Annotated in this window: 14 protein-coding genes; 6 read left to right on the forward strand and 8 right to left on the reverse strand. The window is 72.9% G+C overall.

The features are described 5' to 3' along the window. Positions 1-91 precede the first annotated feature (91 nt). Positions 92-685, reverse strand: a complete 594-nt coding sequence (locus tag ACQ393_RS05025) for an RNA polymerase sigma factor (protein ID WP_430645712.1) — start codon at positions 683-685, stop codon at positions 92-94. Between the two features lie 108 nt (positions 686-793). Between ACQ393_RS05025 and ACQ393_RS05030 the strand changes: the two genes are divergently transcribed. Continuing rightward, positions 794-1,087: an antibiotic biosynthesis monooxygenase gene (locus ACQ393_RS05030; protein WP_430645713.1), complete on the forward strand. Its 294-nt coding sequence runs from the start codon at positions 794-796 to the stop codon at positions 1,085-1,087. Between the two features lie 29 nt (positions 1,088-1,116). On the opposite strand, the gene ACQ393_RS05035 is transcribed toward ACQ393_RS05030, so the two are convergent. The 3 genes from ACQ393_RS05035 to ACQ393_RS05045 all read right to left on the reverse strand — a co-directional run bounded on the left by ACQ393_RS05035 (position 1,117) and on the right by ACQ393_RS05045 (position 4,791). Beyond that, a complete protein-coding gene (locus ACQ393_RS05035; RefSeq protein ID WP_430645714.1) occupies positions 1,117-1,908 on the reverse strand; it encodes a GNAT family N-acetyltransferase in 792 nt (263 codons plus the stop codon). 88 nt (positions 1,909-1,996) lie between these two features. Next, positions 1,997-3,070, reverse strand: coding sequence for a redox-regulated ATPase YchF (gene ychF / locus ACQ393_RS05040; protein WP_430645715.1), 1,074 nt, complete (start codon positions 3,068-3,070; stop codon positions 1,997-1,999). Positions 3,071-3,759: 689 nt separating this feature from the next. Next, positions 3,760-4,791, reverse strand: coding sequence for a DMT family transporter (locus ACQ393_RS05045; protein WP_430645716.1), 1,032 nt, complete (start codon positions 4,789-4,791; stop codon positions 3,760-3,762). Positions 4,792-5,040: 249 nt separating this feature from the next. On the opposite strand from ACQ393_RS05045, the gene ACQ393_RS05050 reads away from it, so the two are divergent. Then, a complete protein-coding gene (locus ACQ393_RS05050) occupies positions 5,041-6,315 on the forward strand; it encodes a DUF7363 domain-containing protein (RefSeq protein WP_430645717.1) in 1,275 nt (424 codons plus the stop codon). 51 nt (positions 6,316-6,366) lie between these two features. Here ACQ393_RS05050 and ACQ393_RS05055 read toward each other — a convergent pair whose 3' ends face one another. After that, on the reverse strand, positions 6,367-7,161 hold the full coding sequence (locus ACQ393_RS05055; protein ID WP_430645718.1) for a class I SAM-dependent methyltransferase: 795 nt from the start codon (positions 7,159-7,161) through the stop codon (positions 6,367-6,369). Between the two features lie 163 nt (positions 7,162-7,324). Here ACQ393_RS05055 and ACQ393_RS05060 point away from each other — a divergent pair, with 163 nt between their 5' ends. The 3 genes from ACQ393_RS05060 (at position 7,325) to ACQ393_RS05070 (ending at position 10,398) form a co-directional block, all read left to right on the forward strand. Next, positions 7,325-7,942 (forward strand): exonuclease domain-containing protein, encoded by a 618-nt coding sequence (locus ACQ393_RS05060; protein ID WP_430645719.1) that lies wholly within the window; start codon positions 7,325-7,327, stop codon positions 7,940-7,942. A gap of 85 nt (positions 7,943-8,027) precedes the next feature. Then, positions 8,028-8,855 carry an SDR family oxidoreductase gene (locus ACQ393_RS05065; protein WP_430645720.1) on the forward strand — a complete coding sequence of 276 codons (828 nt, stop codon included), beginning with the start codon at positions 8,028-8,030 and terminating at the stop codon, positions 8,853-8,855. Positions 8,856-8,934: 79 nt separating this feature from the next. Beyond that, positions 8,935-10,398, forward strand: a complete 1,464-nt coding sequence (locus tag ACQ393_RS05070; RefSeq protein WP_430645721.1) for a DNA recombination protein RmuC — start codon at positions 8,935-8,937, stop codon at positions 10,396-10,398. A gap of 75 nt (positions 10,399-10,473) precedes the next feature. Here the strand turns inward: ACQ393_RS05070 and ACQ393_RS05075 are convergent, their stop codons facing one another. The 3 genes from ACQ393_RS05075 to ACQ393_RS05085 all read right to left on the reverse strand — a co-directional run bounded on the left by ACQ393_RS05075 (position 10,474) and on the right by ACQ393_RS05085 (position 14,062). Continuing rightward, positions 10,474-11,832, reverse strand: a complete 1,359-nt coding sequence (locus ACQ393_RS05075; RefSeq protein WP_430645816.1) for an MFS transporter — start codon at positions 11,830-11,832, stop codon at positions 10,474-10,476. Positions 11,833-11,909: 77 nt separating this feature from the next. Then, positions 11,910-12,911, reverse strand: a complete 1,002-nt coding sequence (gene glpX / locus ACQ393_RS05080) for a class II fructose-bisphosphatase (protein ID WP_430645722.1) — start codon at positions 12,909-12,911, stop codon at positions 11,910-11,912. Between the two features lie 164 nt (positions 12,912-13,075). Continuing rightward, a complete protein-coding gene (locus ACQ393_RS05085) occupies positions 13,076-14,062 on the reverse strand; it encodes a fructose-bisphosphatase class II (RefSeq protein ID WP_430645723.1) in 987 nt (328 codons plus the stop codon). Between the two features lie 118 nt (positions 14,063-14,180). Here ACQ393_RS05085 and fbaA point away from each other — a divergent pair, with 118 nt between their 5' ends. Beyond that, entirely contained in the window at positions 14,181-15,212 is a 1,032-nt protein-coding gene (gene fbaA / locus ACQ393_RS05090; RefSeq protein WP_430645724.1) for a class II fructose-bisphosphate aldolase, read from the forward strand. Positions 15,213-15,218 lie beyond the last annotated feature (6 nt).

Below are 15,218 nucleotides of genomic sequence, written 5' to 3' on the forward strand. Positions count from 1 at the left end.
GTCGCTCACCCTCGTTCGCCTCTCCTGCCGGACTTCCTCACCCATGCCTGTGTCGCGCGACCGCGGAACCTTGCAGCCGTCGGGCCGTGTCTCAGAAGGACAGACGCTCACCCCACGCGTCGCGGAGGCGCTTCCTGGCGCGTGAGAGCGCGGCATCCGCCCCCGATCTCGAGATGCCGAGCACCTGCGCGAGCGCCTCGCCGTCGAGGCCCTCCCACGCGTGCAGCAGGATGATGCGGCGGTCGCGTTCGCCGATGCTCAGCAGCGCTCCGCGCAGCTCGGCGTCGAACAGCGCGCTGAGCTCGGGGTCCTCGTCGATGCGCGACGTGCCCGTATCGGGCACATGCTCCACGGGCAGGTCGACGAGCTTGCGCCGGTGGTTGGCGAGCGTGAAGCTCGCGGTCCGGTAGAGCCAGGGCAGCATCGCTTCACGCGGCACGTCGTCGCGGCGGCGCCAGGCGGTCGCGAAGACCTCGGCGGTGAGGTCCTCGGCGTCCTGTCGCGGACCGCGCCGCGCGAAGTACTTCACGAGCGCCGTCGAGTGCTCGTGCACGACCTCGGTGAACCAGGCGAGGTCGTCGTCGCGGCGCGGCGGCTCCGTCGGGGCGGGCGGTTCCGCGGCATCGGGCATCGCCACCCCCTGGGTCGTGTCGGCGTCTGCGGCGTCGGTGTCGGCGATCCTCACGCCCTGCTTGTGTCGCGACTGGTGCGAGTCTTGCACGCTGCGACGATCGGCGTAGCCTCTGAGCAGCATCCGTGCGAGACCCGACCTGCGGAGGAAGGACCGGTCGACATGCCCATCACGGTGATCATCGAGATGAAGGCGCAGCCCGGCAGGCGCGACGACCTGAAGCGCCTGCTCGACGACCTCGTCGCCACGCGCGGGCGAGGGCGGCGCGGGTTCCTGGGCAGCACCCGCTACGAAGTGCTCGACGACCCCGACCTGCTCGTCGAGATCGCCGACTGGGACTCGGTCGAGGCGCGGATGGAGCACCTCGAGGACGCGATGGCGACGAACGCCTTCGGGCCGCTGGCGGAACTCATGGCCGAGCCGTTCCGAGTGACGGTGGTGAGCCCGCTCGAGTGAGGTCGGCGGGGCATATGGCAGCCCTCCGATCACCGCTTCCAGACGTACGGCGTCGTGGTCGAGACCTTCACGAGTCCCGATCGTTCGAGGATCGGCCGCGAGAACTCGGTCGAGTCGCTGTTGATCAGGCGCTTGCCGAGCGCGAGCGCCGACCGGGCTCGCGCCGCCGTGAGCGCGCGGTAGATCCCCCGGCCGCGCCACTCCTCGCGCGTGGCGCCGCCCCAGATGCCGGCGAACTCGGTCCCCGGCACGGGTTCGAGTCGGCCGGCGCTCACGATCTCGCCGTCGGAGGTCTCGGCGACCCAGAGCTCCATGCCGTCGCCGAGTGCGAGCCGGTGCAGGACGGCGTCGGCCATCGCGTCGGAGACCGGGTCGCCGAAGACCTCGTCCTGCATGGCGCTCATCGCGCGCACGTCGGGCTCCGAGGTCACCCTCCGCAGCGCGATGCCGTCGGGCAGCGGGACATCGACCGCGAGCAGCGCGGCCTCGCCGATCATGATCGACTCCGGCTCGCCGGGCACGAAGCCGTGCGCGAGGAGCGACTCGTGCAGTCCCGGCGCGACGTCGTGGCCGCGAGTCTTCCACTCGACGTTCGAGATCTCGGTCCGTGTCTCGTAGTGGGCGATCGCGTCGGCGACGAGCGAGTCGATGCCCGAGGCATCCGCCCCGCCGAGGTCGCGGTAGGTGATGAACCCGCGCCCGCCCCCGAAGGTCACGAGGCGCAGCGGCCCGAGCCGTTCGACGGCGAGCGCGCTCGGCGTCTCGGCATCCGTACGCAGCTGGTCGTCGTAGGCCCGGAGCAGGCGCGCACGGTCGGTCACCAGCTCACGCTAGCGCGGGCGAGGCGACGACGGCGCGCACGCGATCCGTCAGCGGGATCTGCGGAATCCTCTGGAAGTCAGCCACCGCTCACACGTTGAAGCGGAACTCCACGACGTCGCCGTCCTGCATGACGTAGTCCTTGCCCTCCATGCGGGCCTTGCCCTTCGCGCGCGCCTCGGCGACCGAGCCGGTCTCGACGAGGTCCGCGAACGAGATGACCTCGGCCTTGATGAAGCCCTTCTCGAAGTCGGTGTGGATCACGCCGGCCGCCTGCGGAGCCTTCCAGCCCTTGCGGATGGTCCAGGCGCGCGACTCCTTCGGACCGGCGGTGAGGTAGGTCTGGAGGCCCAGCGTGTCGAAGCCGACGCGGGCGAGCTGGTCGAGGCCCGACTCCTCCTGGCCGGTCGAGGCGAGCAGCTCCGCCGCGTCCTCCGGGTCGAGGTCGATGAGCTCGGACTCGATCTTGGCGTCGAGGAAGACCGCCTCGGCGGGAGCGACGAGTGCGGCGAGCTCCGCCTTGCGGGCGGCATCCGTCAGCACCGCCTCGTCGACGTTGAAGACGTAGATGAACGGCTTCGCGGTGAGCAGGCCGAGTTCGGCGATCGGTGCGATGTCCACCTTCGAGGCCGACAGCGGAGTGCCCTTCTGCAGTTCCTCCTGCGCCTCCTCGGCGGCAGCGAGCACCGAGGGGTCGAGCTTCCTGCCCTTGACCTCCTTCTCGTAACGCGTGATGGCGCGCTCGAGGGTCTCGAGGTCGGCGAGGATCAGCTCGGCGTTGATCGTCTCCATGTCGCTCTTCGGGTCGACCCTGCCGTCGACGTGCACGACGTCGGAATCCTCGAAGCCGCGGACGACCTGCGCGATCGCGTCGGCCTCGCGGATGTTGGCGAGGAACTTGTTCCCGAGCCCCTCGCCCTCCGACGCGCCCTTCACGATGCCGGCGATGTCGACGAACGAGACGGCGGCGGGGAGGATGCGCTCGGAGCCGAAGATGCCGGCCAGCACCTCGAGTCTCGGGTCGGGCAGGTTCACCACGCCGATGTTGGGCTCGATCGTCGCGAACGGGTAGTTCGCCGCGAGCACCGTGTTCTTGGTGAGGGCGTTGAAGAGGGTCGACTTGCCGACGTTCGGGAGACCGACGATTCCGATGGTGAGTGCCACGGGCGACCAGTCTACCGGCGGGAGACCGGGCATCCGACGCCGCGACGGTGGCGCCGACACGGCCGGTCGTTGCCGATTCGTGACGCGAGGCCGAGGGTCGCGCGGCATCCGCTGCCGCATGCTGAACCCATGCGGATGTCCCGACCCACGCTCCTCGTCGCGCTCGCCGTCGCCGCGGCGGCGGCGCTCACCGCGTGCGCACCGACCTCGTCGGGACCCGCCCGGCCCACGCCGGCGAGCACGGCGCCCGCGTCGACGCCGGCGCCGACGCCCGACCAGGGGCCGAGCGCAGCGGCCGTCGTCGTGGACGGCGACGGGTTCGACGTCGTCGACACGGCCGGCGTCGTGGTCTTCGAGCACGCGTGGGCCGACGAGGTCGATCCCGCGGTCGCGGCGCTGACCGACGCGTTCGGGTCGGTGGCGGAGACCTCCTTCGAGGACGGCGACGACACCCACGTCGCCGACTACGACGTCTACACGTGGGGCGGGTTCGCCCTGGGCGACGCGGTCGGGCTCGAGCAGCCGCGCGAGGACTACTTCCTGCCGTCGTGGGTGCGCGTCGAGACGGCAGCGGTCGGCGACGTCGCGATCCGCTCGCGCAGCGGCCTCGGCGTCGGCTCATCCGTCGCCGAGGTCGCCGCCGTCGAGCCCGTCGTGCGAGAGCAGGCGGATGCCGCCACGCCGGCGGTCTACCGCATCGACGCCGCCGACCCGTCGCTCACGCTCGAGCAGCTCTCGCCGCCGGCCGACCCGACCGACATGGTCGGGCTCGTGGCGGATGCGGCCGACGCCGTGATCGTGCGGCTCGCGGCGCCCGAGTTGTCCTGGTACCCGTTCTGACCTCGCGGACCGGGTCGCCGCGGCACGTGCACCGTGAGCCACACGCCGACGAGGACGACGGCTCCGCCCGCGATCGCCGCGGGGTCGATGGGCCGTCCGAGCAGCAGCGCGATGATCACGGTGAAGACCGGCAGGAGGTTCAGGAAGACACCCGCGCGCGCGGGCCCGACGCTCGCCGAGCCGGCGTTCCACAGCGCGTAGCCCGCGACGGAGGGCAGCAGGACGATGTACGCGACCGCGAGCGCACCGCCGGCGTCGGCCGGCATCGCGAGCCCGGTGACGGCGATGACGGGCAGCATCGTGACGGTGGCGAAGACGGCCTGGAGGGCGGTCGCGGTGATCGGCGGGGTCGTGAGGCGACGCGCGATGATCGAGTAGACGGTCCACGCGACGACGGCGCCGAGCACGAGCAGGTCGCCGACCCCGAACCCGTTCGCGAAGGCCGCGACCGGGTTCCCGCCGGTGAGCACCACGGCGACCCCGATGAACGCGAGCACGATGCCCGCGGCCTGCGTCCGCGACATCCGCTCGCCCAGCAGGACAGCCGCGGCGAGCGCGATCGTGGCCGGGTTGATGGCACTGATGACGGATGCGGTCACCGAGCCGGTCAGGCCGATGCCCGCGTAGAGCAGCAGGGCGTATCCGGTCAGCCCGAACACCGACTGCACGAGGTGCCAGCGCCATTCGCGGGCCGCGGCGCGCCAGTCCGGGCGCTCGGCGATCCACGCAACGACGAGGAGCGGGACCGCCGCGAGGGACCATCTCCAGAAGGTCAGCGAGACCGGATCGACCTGCTCCGAGATGACGGCCGAGAACACGAAGTTGCCCGCCCAGAACAGGTTGGCGAGCGAGAGCAGGAGGAAGGCGCGGCGACGTGGCACCGGGGAATGCTACGGCCTGCCGGGCTGTGCGGATGCCGTGAGCCCGTTTCCCGCCGCTGGCCTGCGGTTTCGAGGCAACCTGCGCGACCGGCCCGCCGTACGCCGCTCGGCCGGTTCGTGCGCGGCGCGCGCGGCGCTTCCGGGTCCACCCTGAGGCGGCGGGAGCGACGCCCGCCTACCGTCGCAGCAGGCGTCCGCCGCGGGCGCCTCACGGCATGCCCGGCCCATCGGCCGGCGAGGGGAGAACGGATGCTGCAGGACGAGCGCGTCGTCGCAGGGGACGCCGCAGCGGCGTACCTCCAGGCGGAACTCACGCCGATCGTGACGGCGGGCTCGCCCGCGACGCTGACGGTCCGGCTCGTGAGGCCGGATGCCGCGGGCCCGACCATGGCGGCGACCGCGACGGGGCGCGACGCGCGCGCTGCCGGCGGTGCCGGCCCGAGCGGCCAGGTCACCGTGACCGTCGTGCCCCGGGGGCTCCGGTTCCTCGTCGGCGCCCGACGGAGTCGCCAGCTCCGGCTCCCGCCGACGGGATCGGCGGAAGCCCGCTTCACCCTCCTGGCCGCCGACCGCGGTCCGGCCGAGGTCATCGTCCTCGTCCGCGGCGTCGGCGAACTGCCCCTCGCGACGGTCCGGCTCACGAGCGAGGTCGTCGACTCCGACGACCACGACCAGGCCGGCGTCGCCCGCGCCACGGCGCGCATGGCGCCCGCCGACCGCGTGCTGGCGAGCCGCCCGACCCTGCGCATCGACGAGGAGATCGCGCGCGGCCGCTCCATCCTCCACGCGGCGATCTCGGTGGGCGGCGAGCACCACCGGTTCCGGGTCCGCCTCCACGACAAGGCACGCCTGGTGGGCGAGGTGCGGGCCGCGCTCGTCCGGGCCAAGGACGCCGGTGCCGGACTGCCCGACGCGGAGCGCGCCCGCGCGGTCGAGCGGGGTCTCCGCGAAGTCGGCGCCCGCCTCGCCGCCCGGGTGCTGGACCGACGCGCCCGCGAGCTGCTCTGGGCCCACCGCGACGAGCTCGACGGGCTCGTCGTGCAGACCACGGGCGAGACCGAGCTGCCGTGGGAGCTCGTCGTCGTGTGCTGCCCCGGAAGCGATCCGACGGACGCGGACTCGTTCCTCGGGCAGTACGGCCTGACCCGCTGGCTCTACGACGTGGCGCCGCCGTCGGCCGTGCGCCTCTCGACGACGGATGCCGCGCACGCTCGCACCACGACCGCGATCGCCTCGGCCTCCGTCGTGGCACTCGGCTCGGGGACGGGCGGCGCGCCCGACGGCGGAGCGCTCGACGCGATGCGCAACGGCGCGGGCGTGGTCGTCGAATGCGGCGGCAGCGGCGGCCGGAGCACCCTCTCCGAGCGCTTCCTCGCGACGTTCTCGGCGGAGCTCGCGGGCGGGACGCCCGTCGACCGGGCGTCCCGGCGAGCGCGCGAGGTGGCGCGCGCCGCGGGCGAGGCGTGCGCGCTCGCGTACGCGGTCTACGGTCACCCCGACGCGAGGGCGTCGCAGGCGGCCTGAGCCGGCCCGCCCACCCCCCGCGCGTCCCACGGCCCGTCGCGGACGCGGGCGTCAGCCCCGGATGGTGCGGAAGCAGTGCGTCACGTACGGCACCGCGAGTTCGTCGGCTCCGGCGACATCCGGATGCGTGACCAGCAGCGTCTCGATGGCCGCGATCACCGCGCGCTGCTCGTCGGGCGGGGAGGTCAGCCAGTGGCTGCGCGAGCGCACCAGGTCGAGGAACCTCGCCCGCGACATCCGCTCGACCCACTCGACCCGGTGCGACTCGAGCGGCCCGAACGGACTCCCCACCCGCACGTGGGCCGCGAAGGACGCCGACGCATCGTGGCGTTCGCGGATGATCTCGCCCGCCTCGCGGAGCCAGTCGGCGCTGCTGTCGCGCGAGTTCCACGCCAGCCCGAGCGTCCCTCCGGTTCGGAGCACGCGAGCGATCTCGGGCACCGCCCGCTCGCGCTGGAACCAGTGCCAGGCCTGGCCCGCGACGACCGCGTCGACCGAGGCGTCCTCGACCGGCAGGTCCTCCGCGGTGCCGAGGATGCGCGGCACCCCGGGCACGCGGAGCTCGAGCTCCTCCAGCATCTCCTCCACGGGGTCGACCGCGATCACCTCGCGGTCGAGCGCGACGAGCGCCTCGGTCAGCCGTCCGGTGCCCGCGCCGAGATCGAGCACGCGGTGCGCGTCGCCGACCAGCCACGCGACCGCCTCGATCGGGTAGCCGGGCCTCGCCGCCCCGTAGACGGATGCCACGGCGCCGAACGAGCGCGCGGCGCGCACGGTGTCCGGGTCGGCCGGGTCCGCCACGAGTCCGCCGCGTCCCTCGGTCGCCGTCTCGTCCTCGCCAGCCATGGCCCACCCCCGCATGCCGCCCTCGGGACATTCCACGCCACCCCGCCCGGCGCGTCAATGCCGGGCCGTCGGCGGGCGACGACGGATGCCGCGGCGTCGGCGGTTCGCGGACGGGCCCGCACCGGTCGGGCGACGCGTCGTCGGCGCGTGCGAGGATGCGCCCGTGCCAGTGAGCTTCACCGCGATCGACTTCGAGACCGCCAACCCCTCCGCCGCCTCGGCCTGTTCGATCGGACTGGTGAAGGTCGTCGACGCTCGCGTGGTCGAGCGCGAGCACCGGTACATCCGGCCGCCGTTCCCGCACGGCGAGTTCTCGCCGTGGAACGTGCGCATCCACGGCATCACCCCCGACCTGGTTGAGGACGCCGCCGGCTGGGAGGTGCACCTGCCGTTCCTCCGCGAGTTCGCGGGCGACGACTGGCTCGTGGCGCACAACGCCGGCTTCGACATGGGTGTCATCCGCGCGACCTCGGAGGCGCACGGCCTCGCGGTGCCCGACTTCCGGTACGTGTGCAGCCTCCAGATCGCTCGGAGCACGTACCACCTGGACTCGTACCGGCTTATCTCGGCCGCTGCGGCCGCCGGCTTCGACGACTTCGCGCACCACGACGCGCTCGCCGACGCCGAGGCGTGCGCGGCGATCGTCGTGCACGCCGCGAAGCGGCACGAGGCCGGCGACCTCGAGCGGCTCGCGCACGTCACGCGGGTGCGCGTGGGGGCGATCGGGACCACCGCGTCGCAGGCGCGGGCCTCCCTCCACGGTCCGATGGCGCTGCAGTAGCGCGTCGCCGGGCGCGATCGGCGTCAACCCCCTGCCGTCCGCACGGCGGGTGGGGTTCACTCGGTCGCTCACGGAAGGAGCCGCGATGACCGACCTGAACGACGCGACCCACTCCCCGGAGCCCGCCGGGCGCCGGGCCATCGTCACCGGATCCGACTCCGGCATCGGCCGAGCGACCGCCGTGGCGCTCGCCGAGGCCGGCATGGACGTCGGGATCACCTGGCATCGCGACGAGCGCGGCGCGCACGAGACGGCCGACGAGGTGCGCGCGCACGGGCGCGCCGCCGAGGTCGTCCGCCTCGATGCATCCGACGCGCCGGCGTGCGGCGACGTCGTCGACGACCTCTGCGAGCGGCTCGGCGGCGTCGACGTGTTCGTGAACAACGCCGGGACGGGTTCGTCCACGCCGTTCCTCGAGCACGGTTGGGATGAGTGGCGGCACGTCGTCGCGACCGATCTCGACGGGCCGTTCGTGTGCCTGCAGCGGGCCGCCCGGCGCATGGTCGAGGCGGGGCGCGGCGGGCGCCTGATCGCGGTGACCAGCGTGCACGAGCACCAGCCGAGGGTGGGCTCGAGCGCCTACGACGCGGCCAAGCACGGGCTCGGCGGGCTCATGAAGACGATCGCCCTCGAGCTCGGCGAGCACGGGATCACGGCGAACACGGTCGCCCCCGGCGAGATCGCGACACCCATGACCGGGCAGGAGGACGAGGATCCGCGCTCGAAGCGCCGGGTCGGCATCCCGCTCGGCCGACCCGGGGATGCCCCCGAGATCGCGGCGGTGATCGCGTTCCTCGCCTCGCCGGAGGCGTCGTACGTGACGGGCGCCTCCTGGGTCGCGGACGGGGGCATGCTGCAGATGGGGCCGCAGGCGGGCTCGCACCTCGCCGCCGACGACTGGCGCCGCGTCTGACGACGGCTCGGCGCCGCGGTTCGCGGCCTGCCGACCGCGCTGCGAGGGGATGTCGGGGGCCGCTGCCACACTGATCGGCATGGAACTCCTCCTGCTGCTCATCGGCCTCCTCGTCGGCGCCGTCCTCGGGGCGCTCGTCATGCACCTGGTGGCGCTCCGACGCTCGGCGTCGACCGAGGTCGTCGGTGACGACCCGGCGCTCGTCGAGGCGCGGCACGAGCGCGCACTGCTCGAGCTGCGCGCGGCGGCCGACGCCGAACGTGCGCGCGTGCTGGCCGAGCAGCAGGGCGTCCAGGCGTCGCTGCGCGCCGAGCTCGCCGCCGCCGAGGCCGCCGCCGCGGCGCTGCGCGAGCAGGTCGAGCAGCAGGGTCAGCGACAGCGCGAGCTCCTCGAGCAGCAGCGCCTCGACCAGGCCGAGCGGAGCGAGCGCGAGCGCCGCGAGAGCGCCGTCCTCCAGGCCCTGAGCCCCGTCCGCGAGACGCTCACGACGATGCAGCGCAAGGTGTCCGAGCTCGAGCAGCAGCGGAACGAGCAGTACGGCTCGATCGCCGAGCAGCTGAAGCGCGCGCAGCTCTCCGACGCCGAGCTGCGCGCCACGACCGAGTCGCTCGCGAGTGCGCTGCGCCACAACAGCACGCGCGGCGTCTGGGGCGAGACGCAGCTCCGTCGCGTCGTCGAGGCCGCGGGGCTGACGCAGCACGTCGATTTCGAGCTGCAGACCCAGGTCACGACCGACCAGGGGCGCGGTCGCCCCGACATGGTCGTCAACCTCCCGGGCGGCAAGTTCATCCCGCTCGACTCCAAGGTGCCGCTCGAGCACTACCTCGAAGCGTCCACGATCCCCGAGACCGCGACGGGCGAAGAGGGCGCGCGGCGCAAGGCCCTCATCGACAGGCACGTCAAGGCGATGCGCTCCCACATCGACGCACTCGGCAAGAAGACCTACTGGGAGGGCCTCGCCGCCAGCCCCGAGTTCGTGATCGCCTTCATCCCGAACGAATCGCTGCTGTCCGCAGCGCTCGAGGCCGACGCGGGCCTGCTCAACTACGCGTTCGAGCGCCGCGTCGCGCTCGCCTCGCCCGTCAACCTCTTCGCGGTGCTCAAGACGATCGACTACGCGTGGCAGCAGCAGGCGGTCTCCGACGAGGCGAAGAAGCTGTTCGACCTCGGCAACACGCTCTACCAGCGCATCGGCGTCCTCGCCGGGCATGCGGACTCGCTGCGCAAGGCCATCGAGCGCACGGTCGACAGCTACAACAAGTTCGCCAGTTCCCTCGAGTCGCGCGTGCTCGTGACCGCGCGCCAGTTCCCCGGCATCAACGAGACCAAGCTGTCGCTCGTCGACGAACCGACCCCGATCCACGAGTCGCCGCGTCGGCTGTCGGCGCCCGAGCTCACGGACGGCACGATCGACGCGTCGGCCACGACGGCCGCCCTGCCACTCGACGCGGTCGACCCGGGCGACGATCCGGTCCTGCCGATCGACGCGACCTTCGACGGGGCCGACATCGACGATCACATCCGCCGCTCCGCGACGCCGTGACCTGACGGATCCGGCCTCGTCGGGCGGGGCACCGCGATATGAGGCGCGTCCGGCTCCGACGGGCAGCGCAACCGGTCAGGGCACGGGGTCCGGATCCGGGTCCTGGCGCGGGTGCGGTTCGTCGACGGGCGGCGCGAACCCCGCGGCAGCCTCCGCACCGGTCGTCTGGGCGGCGTCCATCGGCCCATCGTCGAGCGGATGGGCGCGCTCGTCCTCGCCGAGCCGGGCGGCCGCCAGCGTGATCACCGCGAGCACCGGCGGCACCAGTCCGGCGATGAGGAACGCCGGCGCCAGCCCGAGCCACTCGCCGACCGGTCCGGCGATGGCCATCGAGAGCGGCATGAGCGCGAGCGAGACGAAGAAGTCGAGGCTCGACACACGGCCCAGCATGGCGGGCGGCACGCGCCGCTGCAGGAGCGTGCCCCACACGACCTGGGCGGCGTCGAAGAGGAATCCCACGATGAACGTGGCGACGACCATCACCCAGAGCCACGGCGTGACGCCGATGACCGCGAGGGGGATGCAGCCGAAGCCCCACGCGAGGATCATGAGCGTGAGGTACCGGCGGGGCAGCCGGAACGAGGAGACGAGGAGCGATCCGATCGCACCCCCGATCCCGAACGACGCGAGCACGAGCGCGAACTCGCCGGCGCCACCGCCGGTCTGGTCGCGCACCGCGAACGGGATGAGCACCTCGATCGGCCCGATCACGACGAGGACCAGCAGGATCGAGAACGCGAGCGTCGCGAACAGCCACCGGGTCCGCAGCAGGTACGCGAAGCCCTCGCGCAGGTCGACCGCCATCTGCCGCAGCGGATGCGCGTTCGAGTCCTCCAGGTCGCGCCGGAGCGGCGTGGTGCGCATGAGTGCGAGCCCGACGATGGCGACCACCTGGAGTCCGGCGACGACGAGGAACGCGAGCCACGGCGCCTGCACCGCGATGAGCACGCTCGCCAACGCCGGCCCGGCGGCGTTCTGCGCGACCGGACGAAGCACACCCTCGACGCCGTTGGCCGCGAGCAGCTGCTCGGCCGGGAGCAGCGCCGGCAACCAGGCGGAGTACGCCGGGTAGAAGAAGCCGTCGGCCACGCCCAGCACGAACGAGAGCACCGCGAGGTGCCAGACCTCGACAAGGCCCGACACGGCGAGCACGCCCGCGATCGTGAACACGGCGGCTCGCGCCGTCTCGATGACCACGAGGATCCGTCGCTGCGCGACGCGGTCGGCCACGACTCCGCCCACCAGCACCGCGAGCACCAGCCCGAGGCTCGCGCCGACCGCGACGATCGACAGGTCGATCGGCGTGCCGCCGAGTTCGATGACCTGCCAGGCCGCCGCGACGATCCACGCGCCCGCCGACAGCAGCGACGCGGCGAGCGCGACGACGAGCAGCCGGTACTGGCCGGAGGTGAACGGGCGGAGCGCACGCGGCATCCGGGTCTCGGAGTCCACCCGCTCAGTCTGCGGCAGACCGCCGACGTCGCGCGAGGGATTCCGCCGCAGGCAGACGCCTACCGATCAGCGTCGTCGAGCCACTTCTCCACGAGGTGGTCGGCCACGATGCGGCGGATGGTGCCGGACTTGCCGCGCAGCACGATCGACTCGGTGCGGATGATCGGGCCCTTCTTGCGCACGCCGTCGACGAGCTCGCCGTCGGTCACCCCGGTGGCGACGAAGAACGTGTTGTCGCTGCGCACCAGGTCGTCGAGCTCGTAGACCTGGTCGCAGTCGAGGCCGGCGGCCTCGCCCCGGGCACGCTCCTCGTCGTCCTTCGGCGCGAGCCGGCCCTGCATGAACCCGCCGAGCGCCTTGATCGCGCACGCGGTGGTGATGCCCTCGGGGCTGCCGCCGATGCCGACGCACATGTCGATGCGCGACTCGTACCGGGCCGCGTTGATCCCGCCGGCGACATCGCCGTCGGAGATCAGGCGCGTGCCCGCGCCCGCCGCCCGGATGTCGGCGATGAGCTGCTCGTGGCGTGGGCGGTTCAGGACCGCGACCCGGAGCTCCCCCACCTCCTTGCCCTTCGCCGCGGCGAGCGCGCGCAGGTTCTCGCCGATGGGCTTGCGGATGTCGACGACGCCGTGCCCCGAGGCATCCGTGACGATCTTGTCCATGTAAAAGACGGATGACGCGTCGAGCATCGTGCCGCGATCGGCGACCGCGATGACCGAGAGCGCGTTCTGCCGGCCGGCCGCCGTGAGCGACGTTCCGTCGATCGGGTCCACCGCGATGTCGCACGCCGGACCCCGGCCGTTGCCGACCTTCTCGCCGTTGAACAGCATGGGCGCCTCGTCCTTCTCGCCCTCGCCGATGACGACGACGCCGTCGAAGTTCACCGTGCCCAGGAAGGCCCGCATCGCGTCGACCGCGGCGCCGTCGGCGGCGAGCTTGTCGCCGCGGCCGATCCACGGGTAGGAGCGGATGGCGGCCGCCTCGGTCGCACGCACCAGCTCGAGCGCGATGTTGCGGTCGGGGTGCAGGTAGAGGCTGTCGTGTTCGCTGCTCGCCATCGAGGGGTCCTCCTGGTTCGTGGGCGCTGCGCCCGCGCGACTCGGATCGGCCGGGGCGCCTGTTCCGAGCCTACTGACGGGGGTCTCCGCCCGAGCTCGTGGGAGCGCGATCCGGCGTGAAAGTTCGTGCATTCTTTACGGCTGGCGCGAACCCGCGGCGAGGTTCACGCGACCGGGCCGAACGACGCGGCTGAACCGACGCGCCACGACTGACCGGCCTCGAGGCGAACGCCGGGACCGAGGTCGCACGGGGTGACCGCCGTGAGGAACACCGCCACCCGGTCGCCGCAGAGGTCGTCCAGCTCGGACACCCGGCCGAGCGGGATCCCGGCCTCCGCGATCCGCTCCGACTCGCCGGCCGACTGGGGAGCGAGTCGCGCCTGCATCCACCCGCCGAGCGCCCGGACCGCGGCCGCGGTGAGCACCCCCTCGGGCGCGCCGCCGATCCCGACGACGAGGTCGAGGTCGCCGTCCGGCCGCGCCGCGCGCAGGCAGCGTTCGACGTCGCCGTGCACGAACCGCTCGACGCGGGCGCCGCTCGCCTCCGCGGCATCCGCCACGGCCGCGTTCCTGGGCCGGTCCTGCACCGCGACCCGCACCTCGTCGACCGGGACGCCCCGCGCCTCGGCGATCCGCGCGATCGACTCGCGGACCGGCGCGTCGATGTCGAGCCCGGGCAGCCACGACACGAGCTTCGCCATGTAGTGCGCCGTGCCGATGTCGAGGAACGCTCCGCGCGGTGCGGCCGCCAGGATCGCCATGGCTCCTGGCTCGCCGGCCGCGGCGAGGCTCGTGCCGTCGACCGGGTCCACCGCGACATCCGCCTCCGGGCCGGCACCGGTGCCGAACCGCTCGCCGAGGTGCAGCATCGGGGCGTCGTCCTTCTCGCCCTCGCCGACCACCACCCGCCCGTCGACGTCGAGCAGGGTCAGCGCCGCCCGCATCGCCGCGACGGCGGCGCCGTCCACCGCCTCGCGATCGCCGCGGCCGACGAACGGCACCGCCGCGATCGCGGCGGCGTGGACCGCCGCGGCCAGGCCGTCGTCGAGTCGATCGCGGTGCGGAGCGCCGGGCTCGAGCGGGTCGCCGTCGTGCGGAGCGCCGGGCTCGAGCGGGTCGCCGTCGTGCGGGAAGTCGGAATCGTGCGTCACGGCCCAATCCTGCCGCGCGCGCCGAGCCATCCGTCACCCCTTGCGTCACGGCACCTGAGGCGTGCTCGACACGTCGGTAGACTCGTGCCGATCCCACTCACCTCCGAAGGAGCAAGGTATGCCCATCGCAACGCCCGAGCAGTACGCCGAGATGCTCGACACCGCCAAGGCCAAGGGATTCGCGTTCCCGGCGATCAACGTCTCGAGCTCGCAGACGCTCAACGCGGTGCTGCAGGGCCTCGCCGAGGCCGGCTCCGACGGCATCATCCAGGTCACCACGGGCGGTGCCGACTACTTCGCCGGGCACACCGTGAAGGCGCGCGCCGCGGGCGCCCTCGCGTTCGCGAGGTTCGCCCACGAGGTCGCGAAGTCCTACCCGATCACCGTCGCGCTGCACACCGACCACTGCCCGAAGAATGCGCTCGACGACTTCGTGTACCCGCTCATCGCCGCCTCGGAGGAGGAGGTGAAGGCCGGCCGCAACCCGATCTTCCAGTCGCACATGTGGGACGGCTCGGCCGTGCCGCTCGAGGAGAACCTCGAGATCGCGAAGGAGATCCTGCCCCGCATGAAGGCCATCCACGCGATCCTCGAGGTCGAGATCGGCGTCGTCGGCGGCGAGGAGGACGGCGTCAAGCACGAGGGCTCGAACGAGGCGCTCTACACGACGCTGAACGACGCGATCGCGGCGGTCGAGGCGCTCGGCCTCGGCGATCAGGGCCGGTACATGGCCGCGCTGACGTTCGGCAACGTCCACGGCGTCTACGCGCCCGGCAACGTCAAGCTGCGCCCGGCCCTGCTGAAGGAGATCCAGGACGGCCTCGCGGAGAAGTACGGCACCGGCGAGAAGCCCCTCGACCTCGTCTTCCACGGCGGCTCGGGCTCGACCGACGCCGAGATCGCGGAGGCGGTCGCCAACGGCGTCGTCAAGATGAACATCGACACCGACACGCAGTACGCCTTCACGCGCTCGATCGCGGGCTACATGTTCAGCAACTACGAGGGCGTGCTGAAGGTCGACGGGTCGGTCGGCAACAAGAAGCAGTACGACCCGCGCGCCTGGGGCAAGGTCGCCGAGTCCGCCATGGCCGTCCGTGTCGGCGAGGCCACGCGCCAGCTCGGCTCGGCCGGCAACTCGATCTCGGCGTAGGGCGAC

Source organism: Agromyces sp. GXS1127 (genome assembly GCF_050565425.1).
Classification (GTDB): Bacteria; Actinomycetota; Actinomycetes; order Actinomycetales; family Microbacteriaceae; genus Agromyces.